At 41.0% G+C, this 18,326-nt stretch carries 8 protein-coding genes; 4 read left to right on the top strand and 4 right to left on the bottom strand.

Annotated features, from left to right (window positions below):
* Window positions 1-359: 359 nt before the first annotated feature.
* Complete coding sequence (locus tag C2869_RS00500) at window positions 360-1,367, bottom strand: GGDEF domain-containing protein (protein WP_108601090.1); 1,008 nt, start codon at window positions 1,365-1,367, stop codon at window positions 360-362.
* Between the two features lie 756 nt (window positions 1,368-2,123).
* On the opposite strand from C2869_RS00500, the gene C2869_RS00495 reads away from it, so the two are divergent.
* Window positions 2,124-2,840 carry a TetR/AcrR family transcriptional regulator gene (locus tag C2869_RS00495; protein WP_108601089.1) on the top strand — a complete coding sequence of 239 codons (717 nt, stop codon included), beginning with the start codon at window positions 2,124-2,126 and terminating at the stop codon, window positions 2,838-2,840.
* 238 nt (window positions 2,841-3,078) lie between these two features.
* A complete protein-coding gene (locus C2869_RS00490; RefSeq protein WP_159083957.1) occupies window positions 3,079-6,783 on the top strand; it encodes an Ig-like domain-containing protein in 3,705 nt (1,234 codons plus the stop codon).
* Between the two features lie 68 nt (window positions 6,784-6,851).
* On the opposite strand, the gene C2869_RS00485 is transcribed toward C2869_RS00490, so the two are convergent.
* The 3 genes from C2869_RS00485 to C2869_RS00470 all read right to left on the bottom strand — a co-directional run bounded on the left by C2869_RS00485 (window position 6,852) and on the right by C2869_RS00470 (window position 12,310).
* Window positions 6,852-7,589, bottom strand: a complete 738-nt coding sequence (locus C2869_RS00485) for a FadR/GntR family transcriptional regulator (protein WP_108601087.1) — start codon at window positions 7,587-7,589, stop codon at window positions 6,852-6,854.
* Window positions 7,590-8,241: 652 nt separating this feature from the next.
* Window positions 8,242-9,555, bottom strand: a complete 1,314-nt coding sequence (locus C2869_RS00475; protein WP_108601085.1) for a family 16 glycosylhydrolase — start codon at window positions 9,553-9,555, stop codon at window positions 8,242-8,244.
* 190 nt (window positions 9,556-9,745) lie between these two features.
* A complete protein-coding gene (locus C2869_RS00470) occupies window positions 9,746-12,310 on the bottom strand; it encodes an Ig-like domain-containing protein (RefSeq protein WP_159083956.1) in 2,565 nt (854 codons plus the stop codon).
* A gap of 605 nt (window positions 12,311-12,915) precedes the next feature.
* Between C2869_RS00470 and C2869_RS00465 the strand changes: the two genes are divergently transcribed.
* The gene (locus C2869_RS00465; RefSeq protein ID WP_228710850.1) at window positions 12,916-14,346 is read left to right on the top strand and encodes a sulfatase-like hydrolase/transferase; all 1,431 of its coding nucleotides are present in this window, start codon (window positions 12,916-12,918) and stop codon (window positions 14,344-14,346) included.
* Window positions 14,347-14,591: 245 nt separating this feature from the next.
* Window positions 14,592-18,323, top strand: a complete 3,732-nt coding sequence (locus tag C2869_RS00460) for a TonB-dependent receptor (protein ID WP_108601082.1) — start codon at window positions 14,592-14,594, stop codon at window positions 18,321-18,323.
* Window positions 18,324-18,326 lie beyond the last annotated feature (3 nt).

Raw genomic sequence — 18,326 nt, 5'->3', positions numbered from 1 at the left:
AAACGGATTTATTATCCAGAGTTGAGGTTATCTATAACTGGCAAAGTACTTTCATAAAATTTGCTCAGCTAAATATATATTGAACATTCATTCCATTGAAATATAGTCTTCTCGCTCAGGTTTTATGGTTCATTGTCGGCGCTTACTCACCCCAATCACATAATAGAGCATATGCTCATGGGGTCTCGAAGCTTGACGGCTTCCCCTAAAACCTGATCGCTTTGACTAGACTGTTAACAACAGATTAGCTCAGTTATCGGGGAAGGACAAGAGTTAACTTATTAATGTCAACAATAAAACAAGATGGAAATAATAGGCCTGCTTTTTCGGCCTATTAAATAAGGCTGTTAGAATTAACGTTAAATGGCTAGTTGAACTTGGTTTCGACCATTTTCTTTTGCTTTGTATAGAGCTTCATCCGCACGTGAAATAAGGGCCTCGAAAGTTTCATCTTTAGATTGCTCAGCAACGCCTAATGAAACCGTAATGGTAGGTAATCTTTCTTTAGTTTTACCATTAATCAACTTCATACTAGAAACTTTCAAACGAATACGCTCAGCTAACGCTTTCATTGCATCTAAGTTTTGCTCGGGGCTAACTACAACAAATTCCTCTCCACCATAGCGTATCGCTTTAGCGTCGTCTGGCAGCGCTTTATTTAATTGATCAGCTACTTTTGCAATAACAACATCGCCAATAAGGTGGCCAAAAGTATCATTAAAACGTTTAAAGTGATCAATATCCAGCACCATGGCTTTCATGGTTTTGGAACCTACCGATTGCAAATACTGCTCTAGCCCTCTACGGTTAAGTAAACTGGTTAACGTATCCGTCGTTGCTTCTCGTTGTAATTTATCTAATTCAGATTTGAGAGCTTGAGATTCAGATTGAGAAACCGCTAACTGATCTTTCAATTGATCATGTTCAGACTTTAATGTTTGAGTCGCGGTTAAAATAGATTTAAGAGGTGTTTTGATATCATCAGCATTTTTAATGCCACTTAACTGACTCATACTTGAATCAATATCAGTTAAAAAGTTGTCTACTGAACCGCCGCTAGTGCGCACATGGTTTTGAACATCAGTTAATACTTTATCTAAACTGGATATTAAACCTGCTTGATTCAGTTGTTGCGATTGTAAAAACTCAAGTTGCCATTGCTCTAAACAATAATTATCAACTTTTCTGCCGCTAAACATAAATAACTCATACTTTTCCATGAGCCCTTTATTTGTCCCTTTTGCTACTTCGTAAGCAACAGCAAAATTAATGGGGTCTGTCGGTACTTCCCAGTTTCGCAATAAAGCAATAGCTTTTGTCATTAAGTCATTTGCTTCGCTAACAGATTCTCTACGTTTAATAGCCATTTAGTACAACCTCAGCACGCTATTTAATATCTACACAATATACCAATTAATACAATTTAACTAACAATTTAAGTTAAAAATTACGATTAAGTTACGTAAATGACGACAAGCTCACGCTTTAATTATTAGCTGTAATTGTTAATCAAGTTGGCAGCGACAAAAATAGGATATGATAACGCCTGTTAAATTAATAACTTGGCTTAAACTATTAGTCTAAGCGATCGGGTTTTAGGGGCAGGCTTCTAGTTCCAGACGAAACCTAAGTACTTACATCCCTGTAAGCAAAGCCGTCAAAGCTACCGCGCCCTGCTCTCGCCCCTCGCTTAAAGCGCCTACTTTTGGTACCTGCATCCATGCAGGCAAGCTTCGAGATCCCTGAGCATATGCTTTATTATGTGATTGGGGCTGCCGCTCTCAATGGAAGAAAGTGGATTTAGGTATTAGGACGACGCAGGAGCCACAGGTTTCCTGTTCCCGACGAAACCTAAGTACTTACATCCATGTAAGCAAAGTCGAGAGTAAGCGCTGACAATGAACCATAAAACCTGAGCGAAAAGACTATATTAGTTTATTTTAGTATCTTATTATTCCGATAAAGTTCATTGATTTTTAGCAAGACATTTGCAAAATGAACCCTCATCATATAGTTTAAAAAATAATCTGAGTCTACAACTCGTATTTTCGTGTAATTCCGAGATGCTGATAAGGTAAATAACATGCGATTTACCGAAGATTTTTATAATAAGGATATTTGCTATGCTTGCCGAAGCTCCAGCCCCCCAAGAAAAAAGTAAACGTGCTCGCTCAGCCAAAGATAAAGAGCAAAAACGCGAACTTATCTTAACAACTGCTGCTCAGCTGTTTGATTTAGATCCTGACTTATTACCTACAGCTGCTGCAATCGCTAACCATTCCGGAATAGCTAAAGGAACCGTTTATTTATATTTCAAAAGTAAAGAAGAGATATTTTTAGCGTTATTAGAGCAGCACTACAAAAATTGGTATGCCGATATAACCGGCGCAATTACCGAAGATAAACCCGATGCTGATCATATAATCCAAGCGCTTTGCCACTACGTTGAACAACAGCCTCAATTTTTCCGTTTAGCCAGCCTAAGTCATTCGGTTATTGAACAAAATGTCGATAAAGATATTTTAATCGCATTTAAAAACCGTATGGCTCAAATGGTACAAGTGACTGGTCAAGAATTAGCAAAAAAACTTGAAATAGAAGATGATGAAACCTGTAGTCAATTACTGGTGAGAAGTTACGCTATGTTACTAGGCTTGTGGCAAATTTCGACACCGCCAGAAAAGCTAGCAGAAATATTATCTTCACCTAACCTCACTGTATTGCAACCTGAATTTAGTATGGAAGCCAAACAGTCTTTAGCGCAACTCTGGGTTGGTTACCTGGAACAAAATACGTCTAAAGGCGGTGGTTTCTGGAAATTAGGTAAACTATTTAATTAATAGTTATACTATTAACTATACCCATTAAATTAAACGATATTGGCAATTAACTCCGCCAATATCGTTTAGTTCGTTCTTGCCCATAGCCCTTTGGCGACCTCAATTTAACAATTTAATTTAACTCAGTCACAATTACCGATAAACCTTCGTCGTTTCTAATACGCCTATAGTCATTTTCGACTACACTAAATTAATTAAAGCGCGCTGACCCACTCCCACTATATTCATGAAGTTCACTATGAAAACCACATTATTCCGTCTGTTTTTATTTATCTTGCTTGCTCACATTTTTAAATCACACTTAGTTTTAGCCAATAGTCAGCAAAATTGGCAATGGATAAAACTAGCAGGCAAACAAGACAGTGTAGCTTTGCACCCCAGTGCACAACGGCTAGATGAATCTTATTTACAAACTGATGTCTCAATCATTAAAAACCAATTAACACTGTTAGCAACTCACTCAGACTCATCAGCTTTAGTTATCACCTTACCGGCCCCCAATAACCAAACCATACAATATAAAATAAGCTATTCGCCTATCTACGCATCAAGCTTTCATTCCTTTACTCCTAGCATTTATACCTTTAAAGGCACTCAAGTAGGCGCGGAACAAAATACGGGACGGTTTGATATAGGTGAATTGGGTTTTAATGGTATGTATCAAATTAATGGCGAGCTTTATTTTATTGATGCAATCAAAGGGTCTCCCGATCTAGTGGCATTTTATCCGCAACCGAAACAAAAATTACGCTTCGTTGACTCTGTGATCCAGCATTTTCAGCCCACGCCAATTACCCTTGCCAAACGAGGCTCATTTACAGACAGCAATACCACCTTGCAAAATATCACTTATCGGATCGCCATCGCATCATCAGCTGAATACACAGATTTTTTTGGTAGTGTTTCTGCCGCGCAAAATGCCATCGTCACGACTATGAATCGCGTTAACCAAGTTTACCAACAAGAGTTTGGCATCCAATTTCAGCTAATAGCCAATAATTCAACATTATTACAAACTAACGCGAACACAGATCCTTTTGCTAATTCACCAGAGGAAGCAGATTTAACCGCTAACCAAACCTTACTGGACACGCAAATTGGAGATGCAAACTATGACATTGGTCATGTATTTTTAACCGGTAACGGCGGGTTAGCCGGTGTTGGGGTAACTTGTTTAACGGGCCACAAAGCCTCTGCCGCAACCGGACTAGAAAACCCAACTGGTGATGTCTTTGCGGTTGAATTAGCTTCGCATGAAATCGGTCACCAAATGGGCGCGAATCATAGCTTTAACGGTACTGACGAATTTTGCGATGGCTCGCGCAATGCATCAACCGCCTACGAAACAGGCAGCGGTTCAAGTATTATGTCTTATGCTGGTATTTGTGATTCACAAAATATTGAATCCGGCTCTTTGGCTTTTTTTCATTCTATTTCCCTCGATGAAATAAACAACTTTGTTAACAATGGTGCTGGCGCAACCTGTGGTAATACATCAAATTCATTAAACCATGCGCCCATTAGCAATGCAGGGCAAGACTTTACTATTCCTGCCAATACCCCTTTTGTTTTAACTGGCAACGCGACAGACGCCGACAATGATGTATTAACCTATAGCTGGGAACAATTCGACAAAGGCTTAGCATCAAGTTCTCCTGCCGATATGATTGATGATGGCACTCGCCCATTATTTCGCGCCTATCAACCCGGTAACAGCAAAGTCCGTTACTTTCCTCGCCTACAGGATGTAATTGATGGCAATTTAGTGTTAGGAGAAACCTACCCATTAACGGATCGCACACTTAATTTTCGCTTTTTATCACGAGACAATAAAGGCGGTATTGGCGACGATAGTACACAAATACAGGTCGAAGCCAGTGCGGGTCCATTCACTGTCACCTCACCTGCGATTAATAAAAGTTTAAATGGCAATGATAACTTAACGATTAATTGGCAAGTCGCTAACACAGATCAAGCACCAATATCCTGTAGCCAAGTGGATATTATGTTATCAACCGATAATGGCATAACCTTTACTCAGGCGTTAACCATCCAAACAGCTAACGATGGCAATGAAACAGTTACCGTACCTAACATTGACGTGAATCAAGCCCGTGTTATGGTCAAATGTAGCGACAATGTATTTTACAATATTGCCCCCGCCCGTTTATCAATCAGTAATACTCAGGTGCAAGATACCCCAGATATTAGGCAAGTTACCACTAAGAAAATGAACCAAGGTGACAACATTACCTTATCGCTCAACGATGTCACTATTGATGACAACGACAGCACAGTATTTACGCTCAATGTCTTAGAAGGCAACAACTATCAAGTACAAGGGACAACGGTGATCCCCAACGATCAATTTTCAGGGAGTTTATCCGTCGGTTTAACAGTCAGTGACGAAAGTAATAATACAAGTAGTCAAGCCACTATGTTGATCACAATTAATGCCCTACCAACCACAGTTGACGACGTTGCAAGCTTGCTAACAGGTCAAACACTGAAGTTTGACGTGCTCGCCAACGACAATGATACTGAAACCGCCAACAACTTATTACAGATCAGCCAAATTACTTACACTGGCCCCCACAGCGTAAGCCAAGTTAATAATCAAATTCAGATAGTGGCAAGTGATACAGTCGGGGCCGATAGCTTAATCTATACCGTCAGTGATACAGACGGCGGCACAGCCACAGGGCAACTTAGTTTTACGGTAGCCGCTAGCAATACTAAGCCAATTATTCAAGGAGTTGATAATCTAACGACTAACGAAGATATGCCTATCACGTTATCTATCAATCAATTTACAACCCAAGACACTGAAAATGATGCGCTGAGTCTAATAGTACTCAATGGCGACAACTATACGGTGCAAAATAACCAAATTACCCCAGCTAATAACTTCAACGGCAATTTAACCGTATCGGCCAAGGTTAACGATGGTGAATTAGACAGTGATACTTTCTCATTTAATTTAACTGTCACGCCTGTCAACGATGCCCCTTTAGTCGCTCGCGATAACGCAACATTGGCGGACAACACCAGTAACTTAATCGATGTTCTCGCCAATGACACTGATATTGAGTCTGATCCTTTAACATTGGCTAGTATTAATTACACCGGAGTCCATACGGTTTCCATTGAAAATAATCAGATCCGCTTTAATGCCAACAGCGCCATTACTAACGAAACCTTTAGTTATCAAGTGAGCGACAATCAGGGGGGGACTAGCACAGGCTCCGTCACAGTCACAGTGAACTTTGTTGACACAGTCCCCGTACTTAACGCTATTTTACCACTCACAACCAACGAAGATACGGCCATCACCATTAAATTAGCCGATCTCGATGTCAGTAATGACGACCAAGATCCATTAACCATCATGATTACCGCAGGTAATGATTATCAAGTATCTGGCACCACAATCACGCCAAATGTAAATTTTAATGGCAATTTGTTAGTGCCAATTAAAGTGAATGACGGTATATCGAACAGCAACGAAAAATTAGCCACAATTACCGTTAATGCCATTAACGATTTACCAATAGCGAGTAATGACACCGCCAGTGTACAAGCCGGTAATACGATAGATATCAACGTATTGGCAAACGACAGCGATATAGAAAGCAATACCCTTACGATTGTCGACGCGACAATAACCGGCAATGGCCAAATAGAGATAATCAATAATCAAATTCGCTATTTTGCCCCTAGCACCGCCAGCAACGAAATCATCAACTACAGTATTCAAGATCAAGATGGCGCGACCGCCAGCGCCAGTGTGCGGGTTACTGTCTCTAGCGCAAGCAATAATACAGATAACAACAATAGTAATAGTAGTAGCGGCGGCGGTTCATTAAATTGGTGGCTACTGGCATTACTGTGTTGTATGTACCTAAATAGACAATTTTGCTTGGGTAAGACAGCAAAACAGTAAAAACAACAGAAGAACAATAGAAAAAGGAAGCCGATACCAGTTAGCTTCCTTTTTAATATGGAATGCGATTAAGCTTTAAAGTCTTTATCTTTCAAACGCGCTGTCGCGTCACCTAATAAAGCTTCTGTTAAACGCTCTGCTTTGTCACCATCTTTAGCGGCAATCGCTTCATAAACTTCGCGATGAAATGGAATTGAAGTTTCGTTTTCACGTGGATCTTGGTTAGTAATGCGCACACTCACCAATAGCGCAGAATAAATAACGCCTTCCATCGCGGTTAAAAATTCATTATGAGCTGCGCGCAAAACTGAACGGTGGAAAAGCGCATCAGCAATAATAAAGTTTTCAATAGAGCCTTTTTCTTGCTCCATGCCCACTAAAGCCGCTTCTATTTCTTTCAAGTTTTCGTCAGTTGCACGCTCGGCCGCCCAACGTGCCGCTTTAGGTTCAAACGAACGGCGAATGTCCATTAACTGAGTCAAAAAATGTTCATTAGGTGGCGCAGTAATATGCCAAGCCAGAACATCATCGTCGAGTAGAATCCATTGGTTACGTGGACGAACACGCGTACCAATCCCCCGGCGAACATCTAATAACCCCTTACCCACTAATATTTTAACTGCATCGCGAATAACAACGCGGCTCACTTGATAACGTTGAGCCAGCGCATTCTCGTCATCAATTAACGTATCAGGCTCGTAAGTACCTGCAACAATACGGCGACCTAACTCACGAGCAACCTGAACCGATAAACTCGGTGTCATGGTCGCTGCGCGTTTAAGATCGTAATAAACTAATTCACTCATGGCTAATTTTTACTATTATTTAAAACTCTCGTTACAATAATATAAACATAGGATGTTCATATATTCAACAGCTTTATAAACTTAGCCTGTATGTTTATAGGCCTTCTTATTATTGGGTTTTCAGCTGTTGATGCGTGTTTGATCGTAAAGTCTAACAAAATCATATTGTTAACAGTTGAAACCAATATAGTTTGTCAGCGCTACATGCGTTTACATGTAAATCCATTCTACTGCAACAATTTACAGCAGCCAATTAAAAATAGTAAAAATTAGGCGTTTTGGAACATCATACATATAGATAAAATGCTGATGTTTGTAACTAGATGCAAATTAATAATTAACGGGGCTGTGCAACGATAATAGATGTAATTGAGTACAGTCCTGCGAATTATCATACTCGCACCTTAACTCAAAAGTTTTGAACTGTTGAATTTATAACCACTTGCTAAATTGTAGGGTCAATTTTACATCGGCAAACCTTGGGTTAGCCGAAATAAATTCGGCCCAAATTCAGTCCAACGATGGAACGGATCTTTAATCTCACACGTTTTTCTACTTAGATTGCTAATAAAAACGAGCTCAACAACATGTCAGAACTTTTGTGTCGGAGTACTCGCTAGAGTACACAGGACGGTTTATGAAAGTATAAATCTTAAAGCAATGTTATTTTATGAGCTTGTTTGCGCAAGTATATATCTTGACCGTTAGACGATTTAAATACGGGCAACAATGCATAAAAATTGCCGTTTGGTAGGTCACTACTTGGTTTAACTGAGCTTAAATCTAATTTAATGTTTGATTGCCCTGCGTAACGGTTCTCTTGCCAAGCAACAGATGGGTCGTTAGCTGAAGCGACAATATCAACGACTCCCAATTGACTCATTTCCACTAAGTTTAATGACAAACCATTGTATTCACTTTCTGCCACGTGATAGTCACTACCCGCGTGATAACCTAGTTGCACGTCGATTGTGCTTCCCGCTTTAACAGACTTAAGACTGTCAGTATTTTGCAACCAAAGTGACGGTTGTACTTTCCATGTTTTCACATAGTCAACTTTCATCGTTGCATCTTCAGGATAACCGTCTTGTACAACATAATTAGGGTTAGGATCCGCTCTTTGACATTTAGGGTTGTATTTAATAAACATGCGGCGTAAACCCATTGATAAAATCACACGCATAGGGCGATGCCAAAATAAATTGGGTTTAGAGCCAACTAATACGCCATCAACATACCATGAAATCTTGTCTTTACGGTTCTCTACTACATAAGTATGGTAATCCTTTGATGGATCAAACGGCGCTTTGTAATGTAATAACTGGGCCTCAGGGTAAGGTTTGGGACGACGCCAAAATGTTTTGCCATTTTTACCCACTATTCGCGCATGCAGGTTATGATCCATCACATTTATCGGATCTTCGTCGCCAGGTGCTCGCCAATCCGCTTGTTGCAATTCAACAATATCGATTTCACTATAATCAACCGAACCTGACACATGCCTATCAGGGTAAGGATGATCCGTGCTATACAGCCAAAAAGCAGGGCTTAACCCAGGGAAAATTTTTACACCTTTAATTTTCGCCTCGTAAAACCCATAAACACCTTTAGCATGCGTGTGGATAGCACCCGATTTATAATACAAAGTACGGTCTACTGTTTTACCACCTTGGCAAACATCAGGAAAAGGTCGGGTATGGGTTTCTTGTGTCGCGGCAATATTCAACACGCCATCTTTAACAAAGGCATTAGCGGGGGCAAACGTCCAAGCGCCAACGATAAGGCTCTTCGGTGCATTTACCCACTTATTGGGGTCTAAAGAATTGCCATTAAAATTATCGCTGCGATCAGCCACAATCTCATATATAGCTTGATTAGCATCCATACCCTTAGGTACATCTGCAAAAGCAGACATACTCAGTAATCCCAACACCCATGCTGGTGCCGTTTTTACGAGTTTATTCATAGTCGTTTCGATACTTGTTTAGTTTGCTGTGAAAATATAAACATATGATGTTTATATTATTGAGATATTAGACTCTAAACAAATCAAGCGCAAGGGTTTTTAATAATTTGTTAAAAAAAGGCCAGCACAAGCTGGCCTTTTAATTTACACACATATAAAGAGTCGAACTTGCGATAAGCTCACTTAATCGTTACGAACCCGTCACCGTAATCGTCATAGTGTCGGTACGACCCATATTTTTAGTTCTCACTGTTATCACTGCGGTCCCTGGGTTACGTGCTGTTACCAAACCACTGCTGTTAACAATAGCGACAGACGTATTACTTGAACTGTAGGTCACATTCTTATTACTTGCGCAAGCAGGCAATACTTGTGCAGACAACTGTAAAGTTTGGCCATCAGCCACGGTTTGACTAGGCGCAGTTAAATTAACACCGGTTACCGAAACCCATCCGCCACTACAAGATGTATTTGACCCAGACACATTGACACTGGCAGAGGCTTGATGCCCTCCATCTTGAGTTGTCACGCGTATAGTCGCCGTACCAGCAGATTCCGCGGTAACAACACCATTATTCACTGTTGCTACATTATTGTTAGTTGAAGACCACGTTACATTTTTATTGGTTGCGTTACTGGGTAACACTGTAGCTAACAATGAACGAGTACCCCCAACTTCAAGATTAATTGACGAGTCAGATAGCGACACACCAGTCACAGAAACTGTACCCGTACCGCCTTCGCTGGTTAATACAAAATCATCAGCGTAAACACGGTCGTTAGCGTCACCATTCCAGAACCAAATTTTTGCTGATGTATTAGTTGCACCTGTAGTAAAAGTAATGGTTCTTTGTTGGTAGTTAGTGCTGGTGAACAAGGCATTTTGAGTTGCGCCACCGTATTCACTCACTCCCATAAACACATCTTGCCCATTAGCCGATACTTTACCCCAGCCAGTTAATGTATAAGTTGTGTTAGGTGTAACATCAACAAATTGCTGTAACGCGCCATTACCATTTAAGTAACCGGCTCTATTACCTGTTCTGGCGTTGTTAGTAACAATGCTGGAATTTCCATAGCTCGCATCCCACGTAGTCATTAAGTTACCCTCTTCAAAACCTGGGTTACTTAACAAGTCACTAGGAGATTGATTACCATTGACATTGAAAGTTACAGAATCCGTATAACCGCCATCAACTGTCGTCACTTCGACTTGTGTTGAATTTGCTGAAATCGCAGTGACTAAACCACTAGGATCAACAGTGACAACACCATCATTGTATGAATACCAAGTCACGTTTTTATTGGAGGCATTATTAGGCAATACACTCGCTGAAAGCTGATAAGTTTCGCCCACATTTAATGAAATGCTAGTTGGCGCAATATTTACGCCTGTTACTGGCTCATAGTTACCATTGGTAATATTGATGTTGGTAATAGCATTTTGTAAGAAAATATCAGAGCCATTAGATGAACGAAATACTGGCGCTAGCGCATAGTAATGGCCATTGGGTAGTTGTGATGTTGGCGTAACACCTGCTAGGTTTAAGCTAATCACGGTTTGCCCAGCATAACGTTTTTCTTCATGACTAACAGAAGCATCATTAGCAGACGCCACGACAGCCACAACACCATTGGCATTTCTTTCAACTAAATTAACCGTAATTCCATTGTATTTATCCGCCACCACATAGTGGTTACTGCCGCCATGATAGTTCACTGTCACGTCCATCGTTGAACCGGCTTGGTAACTGGTTGACGTGTAATTTTGCGGATCATCAAGCCAAATAGATGGCAATGCCTGCCACGTTTTAAGATATTCGACCTGCATAGTTGCACGCTCTGGAAAACCTTCACTAATCACGTTATCTGGATTTGGATCCGCACGCTGACAATCGGGGTTATAGCGAATTAAATGACGACGTAAACCCATTGAAAAGATGACATGCATAGGACGATGCCACCATTTATTCGGCTTAGATCCGACTAGAACACCATCGACATACCATGAAATACGATCAGGTCGATTTTCAACCGCATAAGTATGAAAGTCTTTAGACGGATCAAACGGTGCTTCATAATGGAGCAGTTGAGCTTCAGGATTAGGCTTTGGCCGTTTCCAAACAATTTGACCATTTTCTTCAACCCGCGCATGAAGGTTATGGTCCATATCGAAAACATCATCAAAGTCAGTTGGGCTACGCCAATCGGCTTGCTGCAACTCAACGACATCAATTTCACTGTAATCAACATATTGTTTAGTCGGGTCATTTCGATCTGGGAATGGGTGCCCATCACTGTACAACCAAAATGCAGGACTTAAACCAGGGAAAATATCTACGCCTTTAATTTTTGCTTCATAAAAACCATAAACGCCTTCTGCTGCTGTACGAACAGCGCCAGATTTATAATAAAGTTCGCGCTGAACCGTACGAGACGAGCCCCCTGCGACACCATCCCAACAACTATCTTGAAAAGAGCGAGTGTGGGTTTCTTGAGTGACCTCAATATTTAAGCGACCATTTTGCACGTATGCGTTATTTGCATCAAATGTCCACGCACCAACGTTTAAGCTAGCCGGTGCATTTTGCCAAATCGCAGGGTTTAACGACCCACTTTCAAAATCATCCGTTTTATTACCTAACTCTTGCCAACGTACTTTACCTGCATCAAATCCTGTTGGGCGGATCACTTCAGCTTGCGCACTGGCGCACGCAGCCACCACCGCAAATGCAGCGATTAGATTGTTTTTCATTGTTTGAAACCTTGTTTTGTTGTGCTTGTTTTTTAGCTTTGTCCCTTTCCTGCGAACAAAGCCTGCTGTGTGTTTACTTTTTTGTTTATTCGCTCGCACATTGATAACAAAAAATAAAAATATTGCTATGTACTCACCAATCAACAATAAAGATGCTACATGATCAAACATATGATGTTCAACACTAAGGGTAAAAAATATTTCATTAAGAGATATTTAATATCGATAAACAACGATAAATGCGCAGCTCAAACCTAGCTAGATTGGCGGGTGTAAAGAATTCTTGCCGTATTTAATAAAACTAACATTCGACTTTTTGCATTTACATAAAAATAACATATTGCTTATTCAAACATCATATGTTTAAATAATTACAAATATAAACATCATATGTTTAAACGATTACTATTAATTAAACTAAACTTAATAGTAATAATTAAACCGCTAAGACAAATCGAGTCAGGGCAACCTGAGTCAAAACGGCTTAATCAAATAAACAGTTTATACGAGTCATTGAAGCTACCAGCACAAGCTTCAATTAGCTAAACCAAAAACAGTAAAAATGAGTACACAAATCGATGAGATTAACTAAGTTATTAGTTTTGATGGTCATCTTTACCTGCGGCAGCCACGCTTCAGTGTCTAAAGATGCAATCGCGAGTCACAAGCCCAATATTGTTCTGTTATTTACTGACGATGCCGGTTACGCCGATTTCGGATTCCATGGCAGCACAGAAATCAAAACACCTAATCTTGATCAATTTGCCCAACAGGGTGTGGTCTTTACTCAAGGCTACGTCACCGACCCAACCTGCGGCCCTTCTCGCGCAGGTTTAATCACTGGTAAATACCAACAACGCTTCGGTTTTGAAGAAAACAATGTCCCTGGTTACATGAGTGCCAACTCCGCAAAAGACGGCATAGAGATGGGTATACCACTTGAACACAAAACCATGGGGGATTACCTTAAAAAGCAAGGTTACGCTACAGCTTATTACGGAAAATGGCATGTTGGCGGTGCAGATAAATTCCACCCTTTAAACCGAGGCTTTGACGAGTTCTACGGTTTTCGCGGCGGCGCGCGCAGCTTTTGGGCTTACCCTAAAGCGCCAGCCGATCATCTAAATAAAAACGAACGTAACTTCGGCAACTTTGAAGAGCCAAAAGGCTACTACACAGACGCAAAAGCTGAAGAAGCAATCGATTTTATTAAACGCAAGCATAACGAAGGTACGCCATTCTTTGCTTTTGTATCTTTCAATGCACCCCACACACCGATGGAAGCGACAGAAGAAGATTTAGCCAAATTCCCTCACTTAACGGGTACACGCAAAATTTACGCAGCCATGATGTTAGCGATGGATCGCGCTTCTGGTCGAATTTTAAATACGCTTAAAGAGTTAGGTATTGAAGATAACACCTTAGTCGTATTCACCAATGATAACGGTGGCCCAACAGACAAAAATGCGTCAATCAATGACCCGTTTAGTGGTACAAAATCGAATCACTTAGAAGGCGGTTTACGCGTACCTTACATCATGAAATGGCCTGCTAAGCTCAAAGCTGGCACTAAATATTCACTGCCAGTTAGTACATTGGATTTACTGCCCACATTTTATGCTGCCGCAGGTGGTGACACAGACACAATTAAAGATATTGATGGCGTCGATTTAGTCCCTTACGTAAATGGCTTAAAGCAAGGCCGCCCTCATGACACTTTATATTGGAAAAAAGACACACGAGCGACAATTCGCCAAGGCGATTGGAAACTTATTCGCTACCCAGACAGACCAGCAGAATTGTACTACGTGCCAGACGACACGAAAGAAATCAACAACCTAGCCGCCCAGCATCCGCAACGAGTACGTGACATGTTTAAACAATTGTTTAAATGGGAGTCAACACTCGAGCGACCGCGCTGGTTACTCCAACGGAAATTTGAAAACTACGATATCGAGCGTATGGACAAATACCGATGGAAAAATCGAGATACAAAAACAAAGCCCGACACAAGCATTAACGTTTCAAGCTTGTAAATAAAACCCTTCAACAGGATACAGCCATAAGCGATGACTATTTTTAGTCAACGCCGCATTGCTGCGCCCTGCTGATACAAATTTTTAAACCGTAGCGATCCAAATTAAGGCTTAGCTCCTAACAATTATTCACTAAGCCTAGCTAGTTAAACCAGCATTGAATCACTCGGTATAAAAATACCTAACAGCTTATTTAAGCTTGTTAAGCACTACAAAGCACAGTCAAAACAACGTGGAGAGGCCACATGACACATCAATTTAAACTCAAAGCAATTTCGGTTGCTATTGCAGCTTCATTTATGGCGACCCCGCTTTACGCGGCCCCAGAAGATGACAAAGAAAAAGCAGAAGATGATGTAGAAGTCATCGAAATTACTGGCTTTAGCGCCAGCTTACGTAAAGCCATGAACGCTAAGCGTTTTGCCGCCGGTGTGAGTGATTCAATCCATGCCGAAGATGTCGGTAAATCAACTGACCAAAATATTGCTGACGCACTATCACGTGTTACTGGTGTTACCGTGCAAGAAGAAGGCGGTGAAGGAACGCGAATTTCAATTCGTGGTGCCGGAGCGCATCTGAACCAAATATCAATGAACGGTGTGGCATTAACTGGTGGCTTAAGTGATCCTTCAGGAGAAGAAGGACAAAACAATAGTGTTGATTTAAGTACATTTTCTTCTGATATTTTAGCGTCTATTGATGTACAAAAAACAGCGTCTGCCGATCAAGATGAAGGCTCTTTGGGTGGTAGCGTCATCCTGAATACGGTAAAACCATTAAATCTCAATAAACCTCGTCGTAACTTTACAATTGAAGCTCGACACAATGAATTTGCCGGTGAAAGTGACTATCGATTAAATGCGAGTTTCTCAGAAAAGTTCTTAGACGATACTCTAGGTTTCATGGTTACTGTCTCTAAAGACACACAAAGCATTCGACAAGATCGCATCAACATTGATTGGGCGGACGGTGCAGTGGAAATTATGGATTCAAGATCCGGTGGCGCCAATCGAGTTGCACGCAACTTAGCTAAACAAGAAATTCGCGTACAAAATTACCAGCGCTATACACGTGAAGAGTCACAAGCCATTGCTCAAGATAACTCACTTGAAGGGATGATAAAAACCGATGATAACGGTAATCGCCTATTAGTTCCACTGGATACATTGGAAGGTTATGATGCGAACGATGCGACTCAATACCTACATCAGGGTGACTTATTTGTATTGGCTCGTGAAAACGCTGACTTTTCATTAAACACAGATGACCGTGAACGCTTTTCACTATCGACAGCGATTCAGTTCAGACCTACAGACGAAACAGAAATCCAACTCGATATAAATCACACAAAGCAAGACGTATATACAGATAATCAAGTATTACGTATGAATATATCGCCGTTAGTACTCATTCATGAAGATGATGATAACTTAGAACTAAACACTGTCGATGTGGGTACTAATACCTTAGAGCGATCATTAAGTCGTTCACAAACAGGCGAATTTCGTCGTACTCAAGGTTTAAGAACACAAGAAACTAACGTAGTTACATTAAACCTAGAGCAACAATTAACAGACGATTTAAAAATGAGCCTCAAAGCTGGTTACTCCAAAACCAGTGATGAAACGCCAGATTTGAATGATGAAGATAGGTTCTTAACCATAGGTACGGCACAATGGGGAACTAGGCAGCCTCTAGAAGCCATGCCTGTACAAGAAACAATTGGTTATGACTGTCTTTCCGGTAGCCTAGAAGACTGTAGCTGGCAAACTGGTACACAAAATGCGGAATTTGACGCATTTGACGGCTCCATTAATTCAGCAACCAGTCGCTTCAATCCATTTGATGTTTTCTCTCGTCATTTAGGTAACTTTAATTTACGCAATAACAAACAAGACGATACAAATAAATCTATTTTCTTAGACTTTGACTGGGATGTAGATTTATTAAACATAACGACTTTAGAGTTTGGTGCAAAATGGGCTAAACGTAACAAAGACGTACGCGTTCAAGATATCGCTTTCACCAATAGCCGTGATTTGCAAGATGTTGAATCTGGTGAGCCACTAGACGATAAAGGGTTACAGTCCGTTAAGCTTATCGACATATTAGCGAGTGAAGCCTTCCCGTACAACGATTTTGCTGAGGACTTGCAGATTGATCGTGGGGCTGCGTTCTTTGGTGGTTGGCCGATGTTAGACGCTAACAAAGCGTTAACTGCTTTAGCCGATAAAGACGGTAGTGAAATTGGTTTTAGACCTCGTATAGGCGGTACACGTTTTATCGAAACGGAAACACTAGCTGCATACTTTAAAGCAAACTTTGAATTTTTTGACGGTCAACTAACGGGTAATGTTGGTGTTCGTTACATCAAAGATGAGAGCGTTGCAACGGGCGTGGGCGGAATCAACTTTATTGGTACAGCTCATATGTTTGACCCATACAACTTACTTATTGAAAGAGGTTTAGCTGATATAGAAGGTTCTCCGCAGTGTCCACAAGCGATAATGCAAGGAACTGATCAACGCTACCAACCAGTAAATAACGACCAACTAACCGGCTGTTGGGATTGGGCGATTACTCATGCCTATATTCGTAATGACGCAAATACGTTTCCAGTAGATGAAAATGGAAATTGGCAAATAGCAGGGGCAAACGGTCAAGTTGGTCCAGACGTTAACCGTCGAGTTCGAATTAATTACGATACGACCCCACCAACTATTGAACAGAATGATCCACGCGGAGAATTTTATAATATTGCTGGCGATTTAATCACGACAAGTAATTGGAACCATCGTCAATTCGGCGCTCAAGGCGTCATGTGGCCGTATTTAGATCGCTCGACTATGCAGTGGGGTCCAGCGTTCGAAAAGTATGGTATCCAAGTTCAAGAAAGAACCGCTTTTGTAACCAATACTGGTGAAGCGGATATCTGGTTACCTAGTTTGAATTTAAATTACGCGTTGAGTGACAAAATGATTGGCCGCTTTGCCGTCACTAAGACAATGACACGCCCTAATTTTGATTCATTAAACCCAAGAGTTCAAATCACTGAACAGCAGTGGGAAGATTCTAGCGGTTCAGCGGGTAACACTAAACTACAGCCTTTATCGTCAACTAACATTGATGTGTCTTGGGAATGGTATTTCAACGAGTCTGGCTTACTATCAGTCGCGCTTTTCCACAAAGACATGGTTAACTTTGAGGAAACTATTAATACTCCATACCACTATAAAGATGTTCGTGAAGATTACGAATTATCAGATGCTGATTTATTACTTGATTACAAAGCATCACGTGAAGTGGGTGATGCTGACAACTGTATGCCTTTGCGTTTAACAGGTGGTTTCTTTGATGAGTGGAACATTACTTGTGACATTGCTTTAATTGATGTTGTTAAAAATGGTCGAGGCGCTACAACTAAGGGCTTAGAGCTAAACTACAACCAAACATACGACATGTTGCCAGGAGCGCTTTCTGCGCTAGGTGTTAGCTTTAATTACACCTATCAACAATCAGAGTCAGATGCTGAAGAAATTGGTACATCAGGAGTATTCCTTAAGCCGCTTCCACAACCATTCACACCAGAAAACTCGGCAAACACGACAATTTTCTGGGAAAAAGATGGTATTCAGCTTCGCTTAGCAAGCCGTTACACCGACGTGCAATTAGTTAACCGCGGCTTAACTGGAGCGGCAACTTGGCAAGAAGCAAGTAACCGTATCGACTTTAGCTCAAGTTATAAGCTAACTGACAATTTAAGTATTACATTCCAAGCAACAAACTTGACTGACGAAACGCGTCGGATTTTCTTAACCAGTGCAAATACGAAAAGCGCAGACACCAACGATTTAGACCGCGACACAGTATATCTAGATGAAGGTAATGCCTTGGAAGGTGGGGTTTCAACAACTCGTACAGCGGCTTTGTATAAAACCGGTCGACAATTCCGCTTGGGCTTACGCGGTACATTTTAAGTC

This window comes from Saccharobesus litoralis, assembly GCF_003063625.1.
Classification (GTDB): domain Bacteria; phylum Pseudomonadota; class Gammaproteobacteria; order Enterobacterales; family Alteromonadaceae; genus Saccharobesus; species Saccharobesus litoralis.
Note: the sequence above shows the minus strand (reverse complement) of the source record. Positions and strands in the feature narration are given on the sequence as shown.

Excerpts from the sequence above, each read along its gene's own strand:
- C2869_RS00470 (WP_159083956.1), bottom strand. The coding sequence starts at position 12,310 with ATGAAAAACAATCTAATCGCTGCATTTGCGGTGGTGGCTGCGTGCGCC.
- C2869_RS00500 (WP_108601090.1), bottom strand. The coding sequence starts at position 1,367 with ATGGCTATTAAACGTAGAGAATCTGTTAGCGAAGCAAATGACTTAATG.
- C2869_RS00485 (WP_108601087.1), bottom strand. The coding sequence starts at position 7,589 with ATGAGTGAATTAGTTTATTACGATCTTAAACGCGCAGCGACCATGACA.
- C2869_RS00490 (WP_159083957.1), top strand. The coding sequence starts at position 3,079 with ATGAAAACCACATTATTCCGTCTGTTTTTATTTATCTTGCTTGCTCAC.
- C2869_RS00475 (WP_108601085.1), bottom strand. The coding sequence starts at position 9,555 with ATGAATAAACTCGTAAAAACGGCACCAGCATGGGTGTTGGGATTACTG.
- C2869_RS00495 (WP_108601089.1), top strand. The coding sequence starts at position 2,124 with ATGCTTGCCGAAGCTCCAGCCCCCCAAGAAAAAAGTAAACGTGCTCGC.
- C2869_RS00460 (WP_108601082.1), top strand. The coding sequence starts at position 14,592 with ATGACACATCAATTTAAACTCAAAGCAATTTCGGTTGCTATTGCAGCT.
- C2869_RS00465 (WP_228710850.1), top strand. The coding sequence starts at position 12,916 with ATGGTCATCTTTACCTGCGGCAGCCACGCTTCAGTGTCTAAAGATGCA.